This is a genomic window from Clostridium sp. AM27-28 (assembly GCF_003480955.1).
GTDB lineage: Bacteria > Bacillota > Clostridia > Lachnospirales > Lachnospiraceae > Otoolea > Otoolea fessa.
The window spans coordinates 112,291-130,438 of record NZ_QUJT01000008.1; the positions used below are offsets into that span (position 1 = coordinate 112,291).

Annotated in this window: 16 protein-coding genes and 2 tRNA genes; 4 read left to right on the forward strand and 14 right to left on the reverse strand. The window is 46.3% G+C overall.

The annotated features are described in order from the left end of the window. Nucleotides 1-57 precede the first annotated feature (57 nt). Nucleotides 58-201: a hypothetical protein gene (locus DW720_RS15745; protein ID WP_022358601.1), complete on the reverse strand. Its 144-nt coding sequence runs from the start codon at nt 199-201 to the stop codon at nt 58-60. A 317-nt stretch (nt 202-518) separates the two neighbouring features. Here DW720_RS15745 and DW720_RS10115 point away from each other — a divergent pair. From DW720_RS10115 to DW720_RS10125, 3 genes are all read left to right on the forward strand, one after another. Continuing rightward, nucleotides 519-592 (forward strand) — tRNA-Pro (locus DW720_RS10115). Between the two features lie 18 nt (nt 593-610). After that, nucleotides 611-682, forward strand: a tRNA-Glu gene (locus DW720_RS10120). Between the two features lie 240 nt (nt 683-922). Next, nucleotides 923-1,552 carry a DUF4397 domain-containing protein gene (locus DW720_RS10125; RefSeq protein WP_118743143.1) on the forward strand — a complete coding sequence of 210 codons (630 nt, stop codon included), beginning with the start codon at nt 923-925 and terminating at the stop codon, nt 1,550-1,552. A 238-nt stretch (nt 1,553-1,790) separates the two neighbouring features. Here DW720_RS10125 and DW720_RS10130 read toward each other — a convergent pair whose 3' ends face one another. The 4 genes from DW720_RS10130 to DW720_RS10145 all read right to left on the reverse strand — a co-directional run bounded on the left by DW720_RS10130 (nt 1,791) and on the right by DW720_RS10145 (nt 6,438). Next, a complete protein-coding gene (locus tag DW720_RS10130) occupies nt 1,791-2,201 on the reverse strand; it encodes a metal-dependent transcriptional regulator (RefSeq protein ID WP_118743142.1) in 411 nt (136 codons plus the stop codon). 246 nt (nt 2,202-2,447) lie between these two features. After that, entirely contained in the window at nt 2,448-2,735 is a 288-nt protein-coding gene (locus DW720_RS10135) for a DUF2325 domain-containing protein (RefSeq protein ID WP_022358490.1), read from the reverse strand. Between the two features lie 211 nt (nt 2,736-2,946). Further along, on the reverse strand, nt 2,947-3,933 hold the full coding sequence (locus DW720_RS10140; RefSeq protein WP_118743141.1) for a glycyl-radical enzyme activating protein: 987 nt from the start codon (nt 3,931-3,933) through the stop codon (nt 2,947-2,949). A gap of 117 nt (nt 3,934-4,050) precedes the next feature. Beyond that, complete coding sequence (locus DW720_RS10145; RefSeq protein WP_107001103.1) at nt 4,051-6,438, reverse strand: formate C-acetyltransferase/glycerol dehydratase family glycyl radical enzyme; 2,388 nt, start codon at nt 6,436-6,438, stop codon at nt 4,051-4,053. Nucleotides 6,439-6,617: 179 nt separating this feature from the next. On the opposite strand from DW720_RS10145, the gene DW720_RS10150 reads away from it, so the two are divergent. Next, nucleotides 6,618-7,526, forward strand: a complete 909-nt coding sequence (locus DW720_RS10150) for an AraC family transcriptional regulator (RefSeq protein WP_118749594.1) — start codon at nt 6,618-6,620, stop codon at nt 7,524-7,526. 96 nt (nt 7,527-7,622) lie between these two features. Here DW720_RS10150 and proC read toward each other — a convergent pair whose 3' ends face one another. From proC to DW720_RS10195, 9 genes are all read right to left on the reverse strand, one after another. After that, nucleotides 7,623-8,453, reverse strand: coding sequence for a pyrroline-5-carboxylate reductase (gene proC, locus DW720_RS10155; RefSeq protein ID WP_107001105.1), 831 nt, complete (start codon nt 8,451-8,453; stop codon nt 7,623-7,625). A gap of 105 nt (nt 8,454-8,558) precedes the next feature. After that, on the reverse strand, nt 8,559-9,173 hold the full coding sequence (locus DW720_RS10160; RefSeq protein WP_181357223.1) for a GntR family transcriptional regulator: 615 nt from the start codon (nt 9,171-9,173) through the stop codon (nt 8,559-8,561). A 189-nt stretch (nt 9,174-9,362) separates the two neighbouring features. Then, nucleotides 9,363-10,334 (reverse strand): hypothetical protein, encoded by a 972-nt coding sequence (locus DW720_RS10165; RefSeq protein ID WP_118522759.1) that lies wholly within the window; start codon nt 10,332-10,334, stop codon nt 9,363-9,365. Between the two features lie 35 nt (nt 10,335-10,369). Beyond that, entirely contained in the window at nt 10,370-11,428 is a 1,059-nt protein-coding gene (locus DW720_RS10170) for a TRAP transporter substrate-binding protein (RefSeq protein ID WP_182426606.1), read from the reverse strand. Nucleotides 11,429-11,458: 30 nt separating this feature from the next. Further along, a complete protein-coding gene (locus tag DW720_RS10175) occupies nt 11,459-12,739 on the reverse strand; it encodes a TRAP transporter large permease (protein ID WP_118467183.1) in 1,281 nt (426 codons plus the stop codon). Nucleotides 12,740-12,755: 16 nt separating this feature from the next. Beyond that, nucleotides 12,756-13,265, reverse strand: a complete 510-nt coding sequence (locus DW720_RS10180; RefSeq protein ID WP_107001110.1) for a TRAP transporter small permease — start codon at nt 13,263-13,265, stop codon at nt 12,756-12,758. Nucleotides 13,266-13,333: 68 nt separating this feature from the next. After that, nucleotides 13,334-14,050: a hypothetical protein gene (locus DW720_RS10185; RefSeq protein ID WP_107001111.1), complete on the reverse strand. Its 717-nt coding sequence runs from the start codon at nt 14,048-14,050 to the stop codon at nt 13,334-13,336. Nucleotides 14,051-14,066: 16 nt separating this feature from the next. Then, complete coding sequence (locus tag DW720_RS10190) at nt 14,067-15,146, reverse strand: Gfo/Idh/MocA family oxidoreductase (RefSeq protein ID WP_107001112.1); 1,080 nt, start codon at nt 15,144-15,146, stop codon at nt 14,067-14,069. A 381-nt stretch (nt 15,147-15,527) separates the two neighbouring features. Then, nucleotides 15,528-18,104: a transglycosylase domain-containing protein gene (locus tag DW720_RS10195; RefSeq protein WP_233430244.1), complete on the reverse strand. Its 2,577-nt coding sequence runs from the start codon at nt 18,102-18,104 to the stop codon at nt 15,528-15,530. Between the last annotated feature and the right edge of the window lie 44 nt (nt 18,105-18,148).

Here is an 18,148-nt window from a genome sequence, read left to right on the forward strand (position 1 = left end):
TTCGTACGGTCAGCGCAGTAAATGCACAGACCTACTGAACAGTTACCCTTATTTTACTTAATCCGTCAGCGCCTTATGATATTTCGTTTTCCGGTAAATTTTCCAAATAATGATACCCGGAATGCTCACGGTACATACGACGGTACTCACGCCTCCGATTACTCCATATATTCCAAATAAGATGGCTGCGATGATGTTCATACTTAATTCCTCCTGACTCATTCATTTTTCAATGCAAGCTCACTATGCTTTGTTCCCCATTTTATTCTTTTTATCCAAAATGAAAAGAGTTTCGGCGCATCCTTAGCAAGACTTTAATCATCCTTTCGCTTTCTTACGTTATTCATAATAATTTCGAAATATAAGTTAAAAGCGTGAAAATATTGATTTTAAAGGGTTTTTTCAATTTTTTAAAACTTTTTCAATTTTTTTCAAAAAAACGCTTGCATTTTTTGGGAAGGCGTGATAGTATATAGGAGTCGCTGATGAGCACCGCTTCAAAAGCGAGAAAATCATATCGAGGCGTGGCTCAGTTTGGTAGAGCGCTGCGTTCGGGACGCAGAGGTCGCGTGTTCGAATCATGTCGCCTCGATTGAACAAAATTAAATATGGCCTGTTGGTCAAGCGGTCAAGACGACGCCCTCTCACGGCGTAAACCCGGGTTCGATTCCCGGACAGGTCACTGGAAAGAGATTCGAGATTCGAGTCTCTTTTTTATTTTCTTCATTCTTGACCTTTCACCAAATCATGTAAACTATAACTGATTTTTGCCGATGCTCCGCATTCCAGATCGGCAAAATACGCTTTTCTACAGTATCGAACAGAATTTTCAGTCCAGAAAATTCCTGCCTGCAAATAGTAACTCTCCTTTTTTCTTCTTCATATACTGCAATATAGCCAATATGAAAAGAGGTATCTTTTTATGGAAACATACAACTACGATGCAGCAGCAGTGCCTGGGGGGGATGCTGACACGACTCCGGCGGCGGCACCGGAGACGGATGCGGCAGCAGCTGGAACCAGTGATACGGCACAGTCTGGATTTAGTTCTCAGCCTCCTGTTATCTTAACATATCCGGACAGCTCATCCAATGATCTTCAGGTATCTCCGGGCTTCGGACCATACGGGGATGTGATGCCCAGCCTGCCGTCCAATAATTATGACCGCCCAAACACCGGCGGCTGCATGAACTGCGGCGGTTCCAACTGGAAGCCATCTCCAAATGGCGCGCTCTGGACCTGGGGCATTCTCTCGCCGTTCTTTTCCACCTCATCGGAGATCGCGCACCTGCGTTTCTACAATGCCGCCTCCATCCGCGAACCCATCGATATATACCTGAACGGGCGTCTGGTCGTATCCGATCTGGATTACATGAATTATACGCGCTATATGCACATCATCCCCGGCATCTACCAGCTGACCGTCTACCGCCGGACCAATCCGGGCTTCGCCATCGTCAACACGAATATCCGGCTTCGCAGCGGTTACAGCTACACGCTGGCGGTTCTGGGTACTTTTAATGATTTTTCGGTACAGATGCTCAACGCCTGATCGCTTTTATTTGAGAAAAGTGTAAATGCGCAGACCTACTGAACAGTTACAGAAAAGCTTCTTCGCGCGAGTACACATCCTCGCGGAGCGTTTTTTGTTTCATAGGACGCAATTTCCTAGGACGCAATTTCCTATGAAAAAAGAGACCGCCACGTTCACGCGTGCGGTCTCTCTTCCGTGTCCTCTGCAATTATAAATTTATGATGAGAATATAACTGTCCGAACCTTAAACAGCCATCTATTTTTCCGGCTCATCTGTCCGGTTTGCTTCCTCGATCTTTGCCAGATGCGCGGCTGCAAATTCTTTGATTGCCTCAAAACTCTGCGGGCTGATCACATGTTCAATGCGGCAGGCATCTTCCACTGCCACCTCTCTTGGCACATCCAACGCTACCAAAAGCTTTGTCAGTAATGTATGACGCTCATAAATCATCTCCGCGATCTTCCGTCCCGACGGCTCCAGAGTGATATATCCCTCATGATCCATCGAAATATAACCGTTTTCACGAAGATTCTTCATCGCAACGCTGACGCTTGGTTTTGAATACCCCAGCTCATTGACTACATCGATCGAACGGATCATCGGCTTGCGATAGCTTAACATAAGAATCGTTTCCAGATAATCCTCTGCTGACTGCTGTATTTTCAAAGTGATTCCCTCCAAACTTCTAACACATAACCGGTCTGGCTTCGTGCCTCCCCGTCTCCCGCAGAATCATCTGCCCAAGCTTCCGACCAGTTACCATAATATTATATATTAGAATACCATACTTGGAAGAATATTTCAAACCATATTGAACAATATATCGGTTCCAAAAGTGCCTACCCGTGAACAGTTCCCCGGCGGATGCCCCTATACTATACAATCTGTTTTTTCATATTTTTCATCTAATACTTAGCAAGCTGCACAGTGTTCCTGCAAAATTTCTTCCAACGCGGTTTTGCTGCTGGTGTGGCAGCGGACAACTTCTGTCCGGCTTCCCTTTGCACCATCAACCGCCGTCCGAATCATTTTATGGGAAACGGTGCTTGTAAAGAGTACAAGCAGATCCGGCGCTCCGATCTGTTTGCCGAAATCCGCCGTCATCTGTGTAAATACCTTTGCCTTACAGTTAAATGATTTGCAGATTTTCACGTACTGGCTGACCATGCGGTCATGACCACCTACAATTACAACACTCATATTTTATCCTCCGAAAGTTAGCTCTGTCTAACTGCTGATGAAGTTAGTGTACACTAACTCATCTTGTTTGTCCAGAGGAAAATTGAAATTCATAGAAAATTCATAGAAATAAACGTACCGTGCAAGACTATTTTTCACCAACCAACCTTATCTTACACGGTATGCATTTTCCCATTATCCATTTTTATCCAATACTAATTTTTATCGTATTTTACGCTTTTAACACCTCCTCTGTTACTCCCGTTTTTCCTATCCCAGCTTTATACACCTCCAATCCTGATATCGCTATATCAAACATCCAATCCGTTTCGCACAGAAATCTCATTTTCTGATACACATCCCAACGGCTCATCGACGCATGTTCTTCTAATTGATAGTTTCTTCCCAGCTGCCGGTATGCATGAAGCCCCAGTCTATGATATGGCAGAAATTCCAATTCCTGACAATTTTTAAGTTCCTGGCATAACTGCGCCGTTTTCCGAATATTTTCCACATCATCATTGACTCCTTCTACCAGCGGCACACGGACATGAATCGAATGCGGCGCGCAGATCGCATCGGCTTTGCGGATATTTTCCAGAATACAGGCATTGTCCTGCCCCGTCCATTTCTTATGCTTTTCCGGATCCATGGTTTTCACATCCACATAAAACATCTGCAGATGCGGCACGATCCGTTTCACATTTTCAAACGAAGTAAACATATCTAACTCTGCCGCCGCATTGATACAGGCATCATCACAGGCCTCCAGCAGTGCTTCCGCAAAATCCGTCTGACAGAACAGATCACCTCCTGAAAGTGTCACGCCACCACCAGAATAGAAGAAAAACATCTCATCCTTCTGGATCTCGCGCATTACCTCTTTTACGGTCATCTCCTTGCCATAGATCTGCTGTGCCCGGTAATTGCAGGCATCCACACACTGAAAGCACTGTTTACAGCTGCTGTAATCCCTCACGATCTCTCCCGTTTTTTCGCTCCGGCGAAGTGCCTGTTCCGGACAGACCTGGATGCAGGCACCGCATCCGGTGCAGCGCTCTTTCATATAGTAGACTTCCCGCTGCCCCGACTGTGACTCCGGTGTCGAACACCAGGCACAGCGCAGGGGACAGCCCTTAAAAAATACAACCGTCCGCATTCCCTTCCCATCGGAGAGGGATAACCGCTCAATCCGAAGAATATTTGCTTTTAATTCCATACGCTGTTCCTCCTGTCAAGTACACCTTGCCTGCTGCCCGCCACCGCGCATGATGCACATCCCCGGTAGCTGATTTGCCGTATTTTTTATGAAACACGGCAGATTTCACTCTTTTTCCTAGCAGATATTGGAATGTGAAGTTCTGGAAATGATATCGTCCTGTACTTCTTTTCCAAGCTCTGTAAAATATGCTGTATAACCAGCTACACGTACCAGCAGTCCGTTGTAATCCTCCGGATGCTTCTGTGCTTCTTTTAAGGTCTCCGTATCGATGACATTGAACTGTGTGTGGAATACGCCCAGGGAGCAGAGACTCCGCAGGTAGTTCATCAGTTCTTTTGTCGAGTTCGGGCTGTCGCGGAATACCGTATCCATCTTTACATTCAGCAGGGTTCCCTGATTGAAACGGCCATGCGGAATGTGGGAAATGGATTTCAATACAGCGCCCATGCCCTCGGTATCGGTTCCCTGGTTCGGAGATACGCCGTCTGCTAACGGTTTCCAAGCCAGGCGTCCGGACGGAAGTGCACCGACCTCCAGACCAAACGGAGTATTTCCAGATACCGGAAGAATACCTGGCGTCATCTTGCCGAATTTGCTGTGGAACGACTCGATATAGTCCGCGATAAAACAGAACATATCACCGGTCAGCTCGTTTACTTCGTCGTCATCATTGCCGTACTTCGGAGCTTCATCACACATCTTCTTGACATCCTCATAACCCACAAAGTTTGCATCCAGTGCATCCAGAAGACGCTGCATCGTTACTTTTTTCTCATCAAATACAAGTTTCTTTACTGCAATCAGGCTGTTGATCAGGTCTGCTACGCCGATCGCATCAATACCATTTCCAAGGTTATATTTCGCACCGCCCCATGCGTAATCTTTCGCATTCTCTACGCACTCATAGAAAGAAAGGGAAAGTGCCGGAACGACCCTCTGGAAGCCAATGTCATCGCATACATGGCTGGAAGCCACGGTTCCGCGAAGTTCATAGCGGATCTGCTCTTTGACTGCCTCTTCAAACTCTTCGTAGGTATTAAAGGCAGTCGGATCGCCGGTCGCCTCAGATGCCTGAATGCCATATTTACGGCTCTTGCCGTTTAACAGGGCAAATTCAACCGCAGAACCTAAGTTGAAGTCTGCATATGCGGTGTAGCATCTCTGTTTTCCTTCCAGGTTCGTCTCTACACAGCCGCATGGATTCCAGTTATATGCTTCTTTTAACGGGATTCCCTTGTTCAGGAGCATCTCGATACCAACTTCATCGTTGTGGAATGCCGGGAAACCGGTTCCAAGCTTGATAACCTCTGCAATCTTCTTTAAGAAGCTGCTCGGATTCTTCGCCATATTGTAGCGGACAGACAGGGACGGCTGATATAACTGTACTTCTGCGGTTGCCTGCAGAATCAGGTACGACACGTCATTGACTGCGTCCATGCCGCGCTCATCCACACCGCCGCAGCATACGTTCTGGAACATTGGGTAACCGGCGGAAAACTGTGCAGTTACCTGATCCTGGAACAGGCACTGCTCAGAGAATTTAACCCATAAGCAGTCCAAAAGTTCCTGCGCCTCTTCCTCTGTCAAACGGCCAGCCTCGATATCTGCCTTATAAAATGGGTAAAGATACTGATCCATACGTCCCGGGTTGTAGCTTGCTGCATTCTGCTCCATGAAAATACAGGTCTGGTAAATATACATCGACTGAATCGCCTCGCGGAAGGTACGCGCCGGTTTTTCCGGAACCTGATCGCAGGTCCCTGCAATCTGTAACAGTTCTTTTCTGCGCTTCTCATCCGGCTCTGCCTCTGCCAGCTTTCTCGCCTCTGCCGCATAGCGGTGTCCCAATGCGGAGATACCGTCAGCTGCCAGCTCCATCGCTTTCAGGTATTCAATCTTCTCATAGTCACCCGGACGGGTAATATCAAGTGTATCAAGCACTTTATGGATATGCGCCTTGATTCCCTCCATGCCTTCTTTAATGACTCTGGAATAACCCGCAGTCGTCTCGCCCCAGCCACGAACCGATTTACGGTTGATGTAAAGAGCGCCGCAGTCACGTAAGGTTGCCGCAAAATCTGGGCATTGTACCAGCCACTGCTCATACGTGGAACGTCCCTTCCAGTACGGGCGGATGATCTCCTCAAATGCCTTCCGATCCTCTGGGCGCAGATAGAATGGGTCATATGGACGGGTACTGATGGTATCCAGCTCCTCATCCAGAACCGACCAGCAGGTATCGACACTTAAAATACCGCCGCGCTGCTTGCTTCCGGCATTGCCGACAATCAGCTCATCCCCCCAGATTTTTACAGTTTTCTCCAGGCACTGTTTCTTAAATGCATATGCTTTCCGGATGCACAGCGGCTGTCCCTCTGATTCCTGGAAGCCCTTTGTCAGGATAATTGCATTTTCCAGATCCATCTCTGGCTTGGTCTTTAATACTCTCTGTTTTAATCGGTCAATCCGATCCATGTATGGTTTTCTTTCGATTGCTGCCATCTGATTTCCTCCTATTTTTTACTCACATTCCCATTCTGTGGGATTTATTTTTTTAGCACCTGATATAAATCTCTTTTCGTTTAAAAGTATAGCAATTCTTATGTGGAAATGGTACAATATCAATAACTAAAAATACCAAAATCTTAACATATTGAATTTTTATAGAAAGAAGGGATCCTTTGAAATCTACTTCCCAGTTACAGGAAGTCAACCACTATCAAGATCAAGATTTTCCGGTCAATGTCTACTATTCTGATATTCATTCCATGCAGCCGCCGGGACGCTGGCTGCGCGACTTCCACTGGCATGATGAGCTGCAGTTTACCCTCGTACTAAGCGGAACATTGACAATGCAGGCAGATAATCTTTCTCTGCCCGGACAGGCTGGAGATCTGATTTTCGTCAACACCTCCCTGATTCATGCCGTCACACAGATGTCGGAAGACGGCTCCTATGCGAGCCTCAATTTTCCTTACCGCCTTCTTGCCTTTTTTCCTGGAAGCCGCATGGATCAGGACTACGTCCTGCCCTATACCGCCGGCGGGAAATTCTCCGCTTTCTCTATTCACCCGGAATCCGAATGGCAGAAAGAGTTGATCGGACTGCACAAAAAAATAACCGATTTATTTCTTTCCAATCAGGTTAAAGGCAATGAATATTCTATCTGCATTAAGATTGCCTCGATGTGGAATCTGCTGATTTCCAATTTTCACAGCAGTGGGAATTCTACCTCTATTAACCTCCTGCGCCAGCAGCGCCTGCAATCCATTCTCCTGTTCATCTATGCACATTACGCAGATGATTTACAGCTCTCAGACCTGGCTGCATCAGCCAATATCAGCGTCGGAGAATGCTGCCGGATTTTTCAAAATATTCTTCACACAACTCCCTATGGATATTTAACTAATTACCGCATCCAGACCAGTGTTTCCCTCCTTCACCGCGATCTGCCCATCTCACAGATTGCCGGACTGGTCGGATACAACCAGGTCAGCAATTACATCGCCACATTCAAACGGATCATTGGCTGCACACCGGCACAGTACCGGAAACAGCACTTATCAAAACCAGATATCCCAAGCAGTTAATGGAAAACCGGTCGGCTTCTCTTTATCAGAGAAACCGACCGGCTGCTAAGGTGGTATAAAAATATAAAGGGGGGCTTTTTCAGGATGATGCAACGATTATTTTAATTTTCCAATTTCATCAAATCGTTTATAAGCATCGACAACTGCATTGATCACGCTGCTGCGGAATCCACGGTCTTCCAGTGTCTTCACACCGATCATCGCCGGACCAGCCGGAGAACACACATCATCTTTTAAATTCTCAAGATGCTTTTCGCTCTGTAAAAACAGCTGCACGGTTCCAAGGATTCCTTCCAGTGCATATCTTCTCGCCTGATAACGTAGAAGACCATTGTAAACGCCGCCGTCTGCCAGAGAATTAGCAAACATTGCGATAAACGCCGGGGATGTAGATGTTAATACTGTGCCTGCCACAAACTGGGAGGCCGGAAGGCTGTCAAATCCACCGGCTTCACGTAGAATATACCGGAATTCGTCCTCCTGTTCCTTCGTGTAGCTGTCGCCCTGTTCGATCAGGATAAAACCTTTTCCAATCAAGCAGGCTGTATTCGGGAGAATACGGATAACCGGAACATTCTTTCCTTCTAACTCTAATTCTTTCATATAGGTTGAAACCTCAACACCCGCTACAATCGAAACGATAATTTTTTCCTGCCCTTCTTCTGCACATGCCGCAAAGACCGGTTTCACCTCTTCCAGAACACTCTTTAAAAACTGCGGTTTTACACAGAACACAACATAATGAGCTGCCTTGATCGCTTCTCCATTGGTCTCAACAAAGTTGCATCCCAGCTCGTCCGCTAATTTCTGTCCTTTTTCTGTAACCACATCTGTAATCACAACTTCCGATGGATCAATTCCCTTGCAGGCTGCCGTTGCAAGAGCTGTACCCATAGTTCCACTTCCAATAAAAGCAATTTTTTTCATAGCTGGTCTCCTTTCAACTTAAAGTCCGAGTTAGTAATATACTTCAAATATATCTTATGTGGCTTATATTTCCCTTCGCCTTTCAGCGAAGGGAAGTTCCCGCTCTCAGCGGATAAATTTTTCTTTAAATGCCTGAACATGCGCTTTCTGAACCGATATCAATTTATCTACATCTCTCTCCTGAAGACAACGATAAATTTCCTCATGATGTCCAATATCCATATCATCAATCGAAGATAAATTAATCCGGTTTAAAAACAGAAGACGAATACTCAAATCCTGGTAATTATTCATCTCCCGCTCAAGAAACGGATTCCTAGTCATAGAAGAAATAATTCTATGAAATGCTCGATCCAAAAGAACTCTTTCTTCCGCATCTGTCTCCTCTCTCAGGACTTCCAGGCTGTCTTTCAGCCGCTTTAAATCTTCTTCCGTCCGATTCATAGCAGCAAGCTCTGATTCAAGTGGAGACAGAGCAAATCTCATCTGATAAATCGATTCCACTTCATATAAGGAAATCTCATTTACCATAATACATTGTCTCGGGACAATTTTCACAAAGTTTTCCCATGCCAGTCGATTCAGTGCCTCACGGATGGGAGTTCGTCCCATCCCCAGCTCTTCCATCAATTCAGCCTCTACTAATGTCTGTCCGGGGCGAAGTCTGGCTGTAATAATCATCATCTTAATCTTCTCGTATGCCACATCACTAACTCGCATTGTTTCCCTCATCTTTCTTGTAGAACAAATCTGTGATTTGCATCCAACTTCTTTTAGTCTACAGGAATGCTTATTTTTATAATAGCGCAAATAAGGATCAAATTCAATTAGACTTTTGTATATACCCCGTTTCTGATATAGTTACTGTTCACGCATACATGCCCAGTAACCTGATATGCCCTATTTTTTTTATAATTTTTCGACGCATCGCTTGTAATTTTCTTCCGCGTTGCCGCCCTTATGCCAGATATCCGCGATCGCTTCCGCGATTGGAAGCGGATCCGATTCATTGTACATAACATTTCGTCCCAGCAAGATTCCGCGGATATTGCTGCTGATTCCGATCTCTTTCGTGTACTCTTCTACAACCTCAATCGGCTCACTCTTTACCTCGTCTGGAACTACCAGCACCGGACAGGTGGTCGCCGCCGTCGGAACTGCATATTCATGATTCAGCGGAACTTCAATCCATTTGCCGGATGCACGGCAGCCAAGAGCGCCTACCACGCCGACTACCTTACACAGACTCTCTGAATCCGTCTTCATCGTAAACCCCGTTTCCGTTGTTTCTACATACAGCGCCTCGATAAAAATTGGAAGACCAGCTGACTCTGCTGCATTGACAGCTTCTGCACAGTACCGAACCGTATATTTGCTTCGCTCATCCATCGGATTCAGACGGATCATAAACTTTACACCGTCCATTCGAAGTTTCACTAGGCGATCGACTGTATAACAGGACGGCATATCGTCCATCTCCCATACTGTATTTTTCAGACCGCCCCGGTTCACAGTGCCAACCAGCATCTTCCCATCCAGAAACGCCTTTTCTCCACGTTCCCGCTGCAATTTATTGAGGATAAATAAATCTTCAATAATATCCGGTGTCGCCTCGATTCCATCAATCTGATCACTCTGCAGCATCCGCACCAGGCGGGATAAATACTCCCGCCTATTACTTAAACCAATCGGATTTCCTTTGTACTCATTGATCATTCTGGCATTGTGATCCGCTGCCGCAAATACCAGCTTATCATGCGGAAATCCCGGTTTTTTTCGCGCCGCCGCTTCCTGCTCAACAACCTCCGGAGAAAAGGCTTTTATCTTGTTTAATTCTTCAAAAATCTTGTCGTTCAAAAAACTTTGATAATCAAATCCCATATACACCTTTGCCTTTCTCTGTCACTGAACACATTTTATTTTCCAAAATTAACGATTGCGTCAATTTTATCTCTTCCGCCTACTTTATCGCCCCACTGATCATATACGCTCTGGGCTGCCTCGATAAATGGTTCGCGATCCGGCTCTGTGATTTCGATGCCCTCTCCCTTTAACAGTTCCAGGCACTCATCCTCAGATGCTGTATAAAGTTCTCTCTCTTTATCGATCATTTCTTTGGTGCACTCATCGATAATCTGTTTGTGCTCGTCCGAAAGAGAATCATAGAAATTCTTAGCAACTACGCAGATACCTAAGTCGTTGGTCCATCCAACCATTGCCCAGTGCGGCGCTGCCTCATAAAACTTCTTGGAATAATAGTTTGTATTGGCCGCTTCTGCACCGTCAATGATGTTCTGCTGCAGCGCTGTGTATAATTCGCCGTATGCCATCGGCAGCGGGCTTGCGCCGAATGCGGTAAAGGAATCCAGCTGTACCTGATTTTCCATGGTACGGATCTTGAGGTTCTTTAAATCTTCGATGCTGTTGATCGTCTTCTGCGTTGTCATGATATGTCTGGTTCCCAAATCCAGGAAGCCCATCAGATGGAAGCCTTTCTCCTCACAGTCACCGCTATAGGACATTCCAATCTCGTCAGAGTCCAGAACGGAATACATATGTTCCTTATCTCTCCAGAGGAACGGAAGGCAGAATATATTAACAGATGGAACAAAGCTGGAGAACGGCGCTACCGACGTCATCGCCATCTCTACAGTGCCAAGCTGCATACCCTCAATGACATCTCGCTCGTTGCCAAGCTGGTTATCCGGATATACTTCTACTTTAATTTCGCCATTGGAGCGCTCTTCCACAATCTCTTTAAAATACTCCGCTGCTTTTACCGGAGGTTCGGTTGCTGCCTGTGATAAGGAAACCTTTACGGTCACCGCACCACCGGATGAACCGCCTGTATTAGCCGCTGCCTTTGCGGACTCTCCTGTGGAAGCGCTGCCGCCTCCTCCACATCCTGCCAGAGAACCAGCTGCCACCAGCATCGCCATCGTCATGCTTACAAACCGTTTCACATTTTTCTTCATAACAATAAATCCTCCTTTCATTTCATCTTTTTATCCCATTAACTGCGGCAGCCATAAATAGGTCTGCGGGAAATATGTAACAATAATCAGTACAACTAACATTGCAAGAATCGTAGGAATTACAAACGGGAATACCTCTCTTACACTTTTGCCGGTCAATCCACAGGCAACGAATAAAGTTGCTCCATAAGGCGGTGTTACGTATCCAATCGCCAGGTTGATGCAGACAATAACACCAAAGTGAATCGGGTCGATTCCATAAGCGGTTGCTACCGGGAATAAGATCGGCATTAAAACGATAATTGCAGAGAAACTTTCCATAAACATTCCAACTAAGAACAGCGCAATATTTAAGAAAATAAGGAATGCAGTCTTACTTGTGATGAATGTATTCATAACCTGGATTAAGAGCTGCGGCAGCTGTTTTGCTGTGATAAACCATGCAAAGATATAAGCGCAGCCTGTGATAATCATGATGCCAGCCGCTGTCTGCGCGGACTTAACAAAAATACCAGGTAAATCTTTCAATGTAATTTCTTTGTAAATAAACATACCTACCAGGAAGCCATAGACAACCGCCACAGCCGCTGCTTCAGTTGCAGAAAAGATACCGCTGATGATACCACCGATAATGATAATCGGAAGTCCTAAACCAGGAAGTGCAGAAAACATCGTTCTCCGTACTTCTTTCGGATCAAACTTGGTTGTCTGGATATATGCATCTCCGCCCCTGGAAGCGTGAATATAGGAGTAGACCATCAGTGCCACACCAATCATAACTCCAGGAATAGCGCCTCCGAGGAATAACTGACCAACAGATGCACCTGTGGAATATCCAATCAGAACCATTAAGATACTTGGCGGAATAATCGGTCCGATACTTCCTGCTGCTGAGAGCAGAACCGTTACGAAACTCATGTTATAGCCTTTTTCTTTAAATGCAGGCGTCATGATCGAACCGATTGCTGCTGTTCCAGCCGTTGCTGAACCGGAAATTGCCGCGAAAATCATGGATGCCAGTACGGCTACCATCGCCAGACTTCCTTTTACAAAGCCGATCGACGCACTTGCAAAATCTACAATCCGTTTGGACATACCGCCCTGATCCATCAGATTTCCTGCCAGCATGAACATCGGAATCGCCATGATCGGCCAGCTGTCAAGACCCGCAAACATTCTCTGCGGTACCAGAACCAATGGGAAATTTCCCTCAAGCATAATCGAAAGTGTCGTTCCCATTCCGAGTGCAACAAAAATAGGGGCTCCGATTAGAAACAGACACAAAATACAGATAAATAAAAATCCTAACATATCGCAGCCTCCTTTACTAATCTATAAATTCTCTCGGTTCTTCCGGTGCATTCTTGTTTTTTAAGCGTTCGATAAAGGTAAGGAGCTGTTCCATAATCATCAAAACTCCACCGGTTGGGAATGCCGCGTAAATCAAAGCCATCGGAATCTGCATCGCCGGAGACGTCTGAGCCGTCGTAGACTGTACTACTTTGAACCCGAAATATGTCATAATACATAAGAAAACAATCGTTAAAAGATCTACAATCGCGGTCAAAATGCGTTTCGGCTTTTGCGGAAGTGCAGATGTCAGAACATCTACCTGAAGGTGAGAACGATTTCTCATCGCAATCGCCGATGCCATCAATACCAGCCATATCATCAGATATCTCGCTAATTCTTCGGTCCATCTAAGAGGACTCTGTATTACAAAACGAAAAAAAACCTGAATAATAACTGTAATTGTCATCGCAAGGAAAAGAACAACTACTACCGCATCATTTACATTTCGAATTATCTGGAGAAGTGGGTTCCCCTTTTCTTTCATAATGTATCCCCCTTTCCTGGATAGTTTTTACAAAGGCGGCAGCCGGTGAAACTGCCGCCGGTTTTTTATTAGATCTTTCTCTCTAAGCCGCGTTTCTCATAGTAAGAATCCGGGATATCTTTCGGATCTTTGTACATAACCATCACGCACTTACCGTCACTGCCGATAGTCGGCACATCCATAATGAATAATGGCCATCCAAACCATTTGTACCAACCAAACTCCCACATGGTTGTACAGTTCAGGCAGTAGCACTGGAATCCTTCCTTATTATAAGCTCTTGGATCCGGTTTATCTAAAGTCTGTACCTTGTCTTGACATTCGGTTACCAGCCAGCCGCCGCTGTTACAACGCGGAAGTGTAAAGGTAATCTTCTCCTCATCCTCTTCCCAAATCTGATCGCCGTTATCATGAAGAGCAGACCATAATACTGCACGGTTCTCCAGGAAATCTTCCATTGGGAAATCTTTATATGTAGCCTGACCCGCTTTATATTTCTCCATCCAGTCCTGCAGACATGGCGGATAGCACCATAATGCATAGTCTTCCATACATTCAAAGATCGCCTCATCCGGTGCCCATTTCTTGAAATTGCGTAATGTCTGATTTACCCAGCGGACTGCGAAATGGTGAAATCCTGTCTTTTTCTCTACATTTAATTTGTGCAGCTCCAGCGCTTTTTCCATATCACCGGCTTTGATCGCTGCCTCTAATTTATCAATATTGCGAACCGCATAATCATTGCGAACCTTTTCCAACGTCTCTGTATACATCTTCTTTTCCATAATCTATACCTCCTTATTACCAAGCTGTCTTCTTTCCGTATTTTTCATCTTCCTGGATCGGGAAATGCACTTCTTTACCAAGGTCGCTCGACTGATAAATCGCACGGATAAATTCAAGTGTTCTTCTTCCCTCTACGCCGTCTACCATCGGCTCACGATCTTCTTTGATCGCATGGATGAAATCAGTAAGCTGTCTTCTGTGATTTTCGGTTGCCACATAGCCAGCACCCGTTGCTGTATCACCAGAGTCAACTTTTACCTTGGTCAGGTAATCATCCTCGTTCATGCCTTCTACTTTCCATTCTACGATCTCTTCTTCCACAATCTTGATCGTACCTTTTTCACCATGGATTTCGATGTGACGCGGATAACCCGGACGGACTGCACTACTACTTACCAGGCTTCCCAACGCCCCATTCTTAAATTTGAATATTGCGTTGGCTACGTCATCTACTTCAATATCCGGATGCAGGGTTGTCATATAATTACCAGTCAGTCTCTCTACATCGCCGACTAAATAAAGCATTAAGTCAATAAAATGAACGGTCTGGCTAATCAGGGAACCGCCGCCCTCACCTTTCCATGTACCTCTCCATGCACCGGAAGCATAGTATTCATCGCTTCGGAAGCATTTTCCAGAACAATCAACCGAAAGAAGTTTACCAAGCTTGCCTTCATCCAGCGCTTTCTTGATCAGCTGAGCCTGATCCATGAAACGGTACATAAAGATAACACCAAATTTAACGCCCGCTTCTTTACATGCTGCAATCATCCTGTCAGCTGCATTACAATCGACAGAAATTGGTTTCTCACACATTACGTGTTTGCCAGCCTTCGCACAGTCCACAACCATCTGCTCATGCAGGAATGGAGGTGTTACTACACAGACAGCATCGATATCATCTCGTTTCAGCATCTCTTTATAATCCGTGTAATAAGACGGAATATTGTACTCTTTGCTGAATTCCTTTGCCACATCCTCTTTCACGTCACAGAATGCAACAACCTCTGCTTCCGGGATATCCCGAAGTGCTCCTGCATTTAACGGACCTGCCATACCGCCGCCGATAATACCAAATCTGATTTTGTCGCCCATACTCTTTTTCCTTCCTTTCTTTTTTAATCTTTTATTAGTACATGCACTTTGTTTTCTTTAATATATCTCAGATATCTTACTGATATATTAGCACTTTATTTTTTTATTTTCAAGTCGTTTTCTGATTTTATTTGACGAACTTTAAATCGTATTGATCTTTTATCATGTTTTATTTCATTGTATTGTACATTTCCAATCCATTTTCCCCCATATTTCCCTTATTGCATAAACAATCGGTCAATTTTATTCTCATTCAAATATTCTTCCGCCATTGATTCCACATAAATCTTGAACAGATTTCATAGAACAATTCTTTTCTACAAAACAAAGAAGAGCCATTTAATGTCTCTGCATCAAATGACTCTTCTCATTTTCAATTCTTTACTGCCCAATCTCCGCCGCCGGACCCACTGCCGGTTCCTGCGCCGGACCGTGTCCTGGTCCGATGTCGCTGCCCGGTCCTGCCGGCACGATCGTCGTGCTAGATTCTGCCGGATCTTCAACTGTCTCGGCAGGTGTTTCCGGCACCACCGCCGGGGCTGAATACCGTTTTCCTGCCGTACCCGTCTTGTGGATCCGCTGCATCCGCTCTTTGATGGATTCGCTCTTGATCTGCTCGATCTTGGCGCTGGCGTCTTCTTTTAACTCCTTGCTGCTGCGGCCGGAATCGCCGCTCTTTGCAGACTCCAGAAGCTTCGCCGCCTCATCCGAGAGCAAATGATCCCTTCTGAAATTCGCCGCGGTATATCCGCTGGTTGTGATTTCAAATGCATCCGGATGACCTGCCAGATAGGTTCCTTCTCCGCGTCCATTGTCCGTCTCCGGGGTATCAAAGGACGCCGCCGGAAGCCCCTCTACCATCTTTTCCATCGCATTTTTCCAGATCTTCGCCGGATACGTGCCGCCGTACAGGCTGGAAAGTGTCTTCTGCTGGTCGTAGCCAACCCAGACCGTCATCGTATAATATGGCGTCATGCCGCAGAACCAGCCGTCACGGCTGCCGTTGGTCGTACCGGTCTTTCCGGCCGCCTCTATATTGCCGCTCCACCCCATCGATGCCGCCGTACCTTTTGTGACAACTCCCTTTAAAATATCGGTCATCATCACGGCGCTGCTCTCCTGGTAAACCTGAACCGATTCATAATCTTCAAAAATATCTTCGCCCTGGTTATTGATCATCTTGATAATACAGGTCGGTTCGCGGTACTGTCCCCGGTCTGACAGCGCTGCATAAGCGCCCGCCATCTCCTCGGTCGTCATACCGGTGGTAAAGCCGCCCAGGGAGGTCGCCGGATAATAGTCCGCCGCCTGCACGCTCGCGAAGCGCATCTGGGTTAAATATGCCATGCCGACATCCGGTGTGATATCATCATAGATATACCATGCCACACCATTTTTACTTCGCTCGACCGCATTTCGAAGCTCCAGCCTCTCGCCGGAAAGGGACTTCACATCCACGCCCTTCTGCTTCGCCGCGTCAATATCGATATTCGGAATCTTTGTTTCCGATGTGTAACCATTTTCCAGTGCCGGTGTATACACGATCAACGGTTTGATAGAACTTCCCGGCTGTCTCGGGCTCTGGAACGCACGGTTTAATGTGTAGGTATCCGTCTCCTGACTACGTCCACCCACAATCGCCACGACGCGGTTCGTCTTGTTGTCAATAACGGTGGACGCGCCTTGCAGCTTGTAAACGCCGTTTTCGGATGTATTGCCATCAAAGGACAAAACTCCATCTAATGCATCCTGCAGGATCGTCTGCTTGTCCGGATCCAACGAGGTATAAAGGTTATAGCCGCCCGTGTAGAGCGCATCGCGCTCCTGGTTGTACACCTCGTTGTAATTGGCATTGTACTCTTTGTAAGCCTCGTCGCTGCGGAATCCATACTGGAATTCAAAGCCGTCACGGCGCATCAGATAGCGAATCGCACAGTCGATCGCATACGTCGTCTCATAGTTGTGCAGCGGCACTCTCTGGCGGTTGACCGTGATCTCCTCCGCCTTTGCCTCTTTGCACGCTTTCTCCGTAATAAATCCCATACTCAGCATATCTTCCAGAATCTTATCGCGGCGTGTCAGCGCATTTTCCGGATGACGGTACGGGTTGTAATACGTCGGCGAGTTCGGAATCGCACACAAATATGCCGTCTGGCTCAAGGACAGTTCATCCGCATCCTTGCCAAAATAACCTCTTGCAGCCGCCTGAAGCCCGTAGTACGTGTTCGCGAAGCTGATATCATTGATATAGAACTCCATAATCTGCTCTTTGGTGTATTTCTTCGTCAGATCTAAGGAAATCAGCATCTCCTTGATCTTCCGCTCCATCGACACCTCGCGGGTCAGAAAACGGTTTCTCGCTAACTGCTGGGTGATCGTACTCGCGCCGTGCTTTTCTGCTCCCTCAGTCAAAAAGTAATTGACTGCGACACGGAAAATACCTTTTATATCAATGCCTGGATTTTCCCAGAACGTCCGATCCTCGATCGCCACAAATGCGTTGACTGCATTCTGCGGTATCTGGTCATACTTCAAATAACTGGAATCCTCGTCTCCCGTCAGCTTCGCCAGCACATTACCGTTGGAATCATAAATATAACTTGCCTCCTGCAAACGGAATGTATCCAGCGTACTGTTTTCCACCACTCCCTCTATCTGGCTTTTATAGTCCTCATAGAGCGGAATCAGCTTATATGCTCCAAATCCGGCACCGCCAATCACCAGCAGTACCAGACACACCAGAAGCGTCTTGAACATGGTTCCAAAGATCCTTGCCATCGCATGGAACACGATCCGCCCACCGCTCCAGCTGTTATTTTTGCCCGCTTTCTTTCGCTTGCCGACATCGATTTTCCCGCTTTTCTTTGCGGTGCCCCGCCTGCCCGAAGATCGTGCGGATGAAGCTGCCGGTTTCTTTCGAACGCCGGAGGCGTCCTCTCTCGTCTGTTTCTCCCTCATCTCTTCCCTCATCTTCCTATGTATCTATGATTGCTGCCATTCTA

What these genes read in the sequence shown, in the direction of transcription:
- DW720_RS10165 (WP_118522759.1), bottom strand. Translation starts at nt 10,334, where the DNA reads ATGGGATTTGATTATCAAAGTTTTTTGAACGACAAGATTTTTGAAGAA.
- DW720_RS10125 (WP_118743143.1), top strand. Translation starts at nt 923, where the DNA reads ATGGAAACATACAACTACGATGCAGCAGCAGTGCCTGGGGGGGATGCT.
- DW720_RS10135 (WP_022358490.1), bottom strand. Translation starts at nt 2,735, where the DNA reads ATGAGTGTTGTAATTGTAGGTGGTCATGACCGCATGGTCAGCCAGTAC.
- DW720_RS10175 (WP_118467183.1), bottom strand. Translation starts at nt 12,739, where the DNA reads ATGTTAGGATTTTTATTTATCTGTATTTTGTGTCTGTTTCTAATCGGA.
- DW720_RS15745 (WP_022358601.1), bottom strand. Translation starts at nt 201, where the DNA reads ATGAACATCATCGCAGCCATCTTATTTGGAATATATGGAGTAATCGGA.
- DW720_RS10160 (WP_181357223.1), bottom strand. Translation starts at nt 9,173, where the DNA reads ATGCGAGTTAGTGATGTGGCATACGAGAAGATTAAGATGATGATTATT.
- DW720_RS10145 (WP_107001103.1), bottom strand. Translation starts at nt 6,438, where the DNA reads ATGGCAGCAATCGAAAGAAAACCATACATGGATCGGATTGACCGATTA.
- DW720_RS10195 (WP_233430244.1), bottom strand. Translation starts at nt 18,104, where the DNA reads ATGAGGGAGAAACAGACGAGAGAGGACGCCTCCGGCGTTCGAAAGAAA.
- DW720_RS10185 (WP_107001111.1), bottom strand. Translation starts at nt 14,050, where the DNA reads ATGGAAAAGAAGATGTATACAGAGACGTTGGAAAAGGTTCGCAATGAT.
- DW720_RS10180 (WP_107001110.1), bottom strand. Translation starts at nt 13,265, where the DNA reads ATGAAAGAAAAGGGGAACCCACTTCTCCAGATAATTCGAAATGTAAAT.
- DW720_RS10170 (WP_182426606.1), bottom strand. Translation starts at nt 11,428, where the DNA reads ATGAAGAAAAATGTGAAACGGTTTGTAAGCATGACGATGGCGATGCTG.
- DW720_RS10140 (WP_118743141.1), bottom strand. Translation starts at nt 3,933, where the DNA reads ATGGAATTAAAAGCAAATATTCTTCGGATTGAGCGGTTATCCCTCTCC.
- proC (WP_107001105.1), bottom strand. Translation starts at nt 8,453, where the DNA reads ATGAAAAAAATTGCTTTTATTGGAAGTGGAACTATGGGTACAGCTCTT.
- DW720_RS10190 (WP_107001112.1), bottom strand. Translation starts at nt 15,146, where the DNA reads ATGGGCGACAAAATCAGATTTGGTATTATCGGCGGCGGTATGGCAGGT.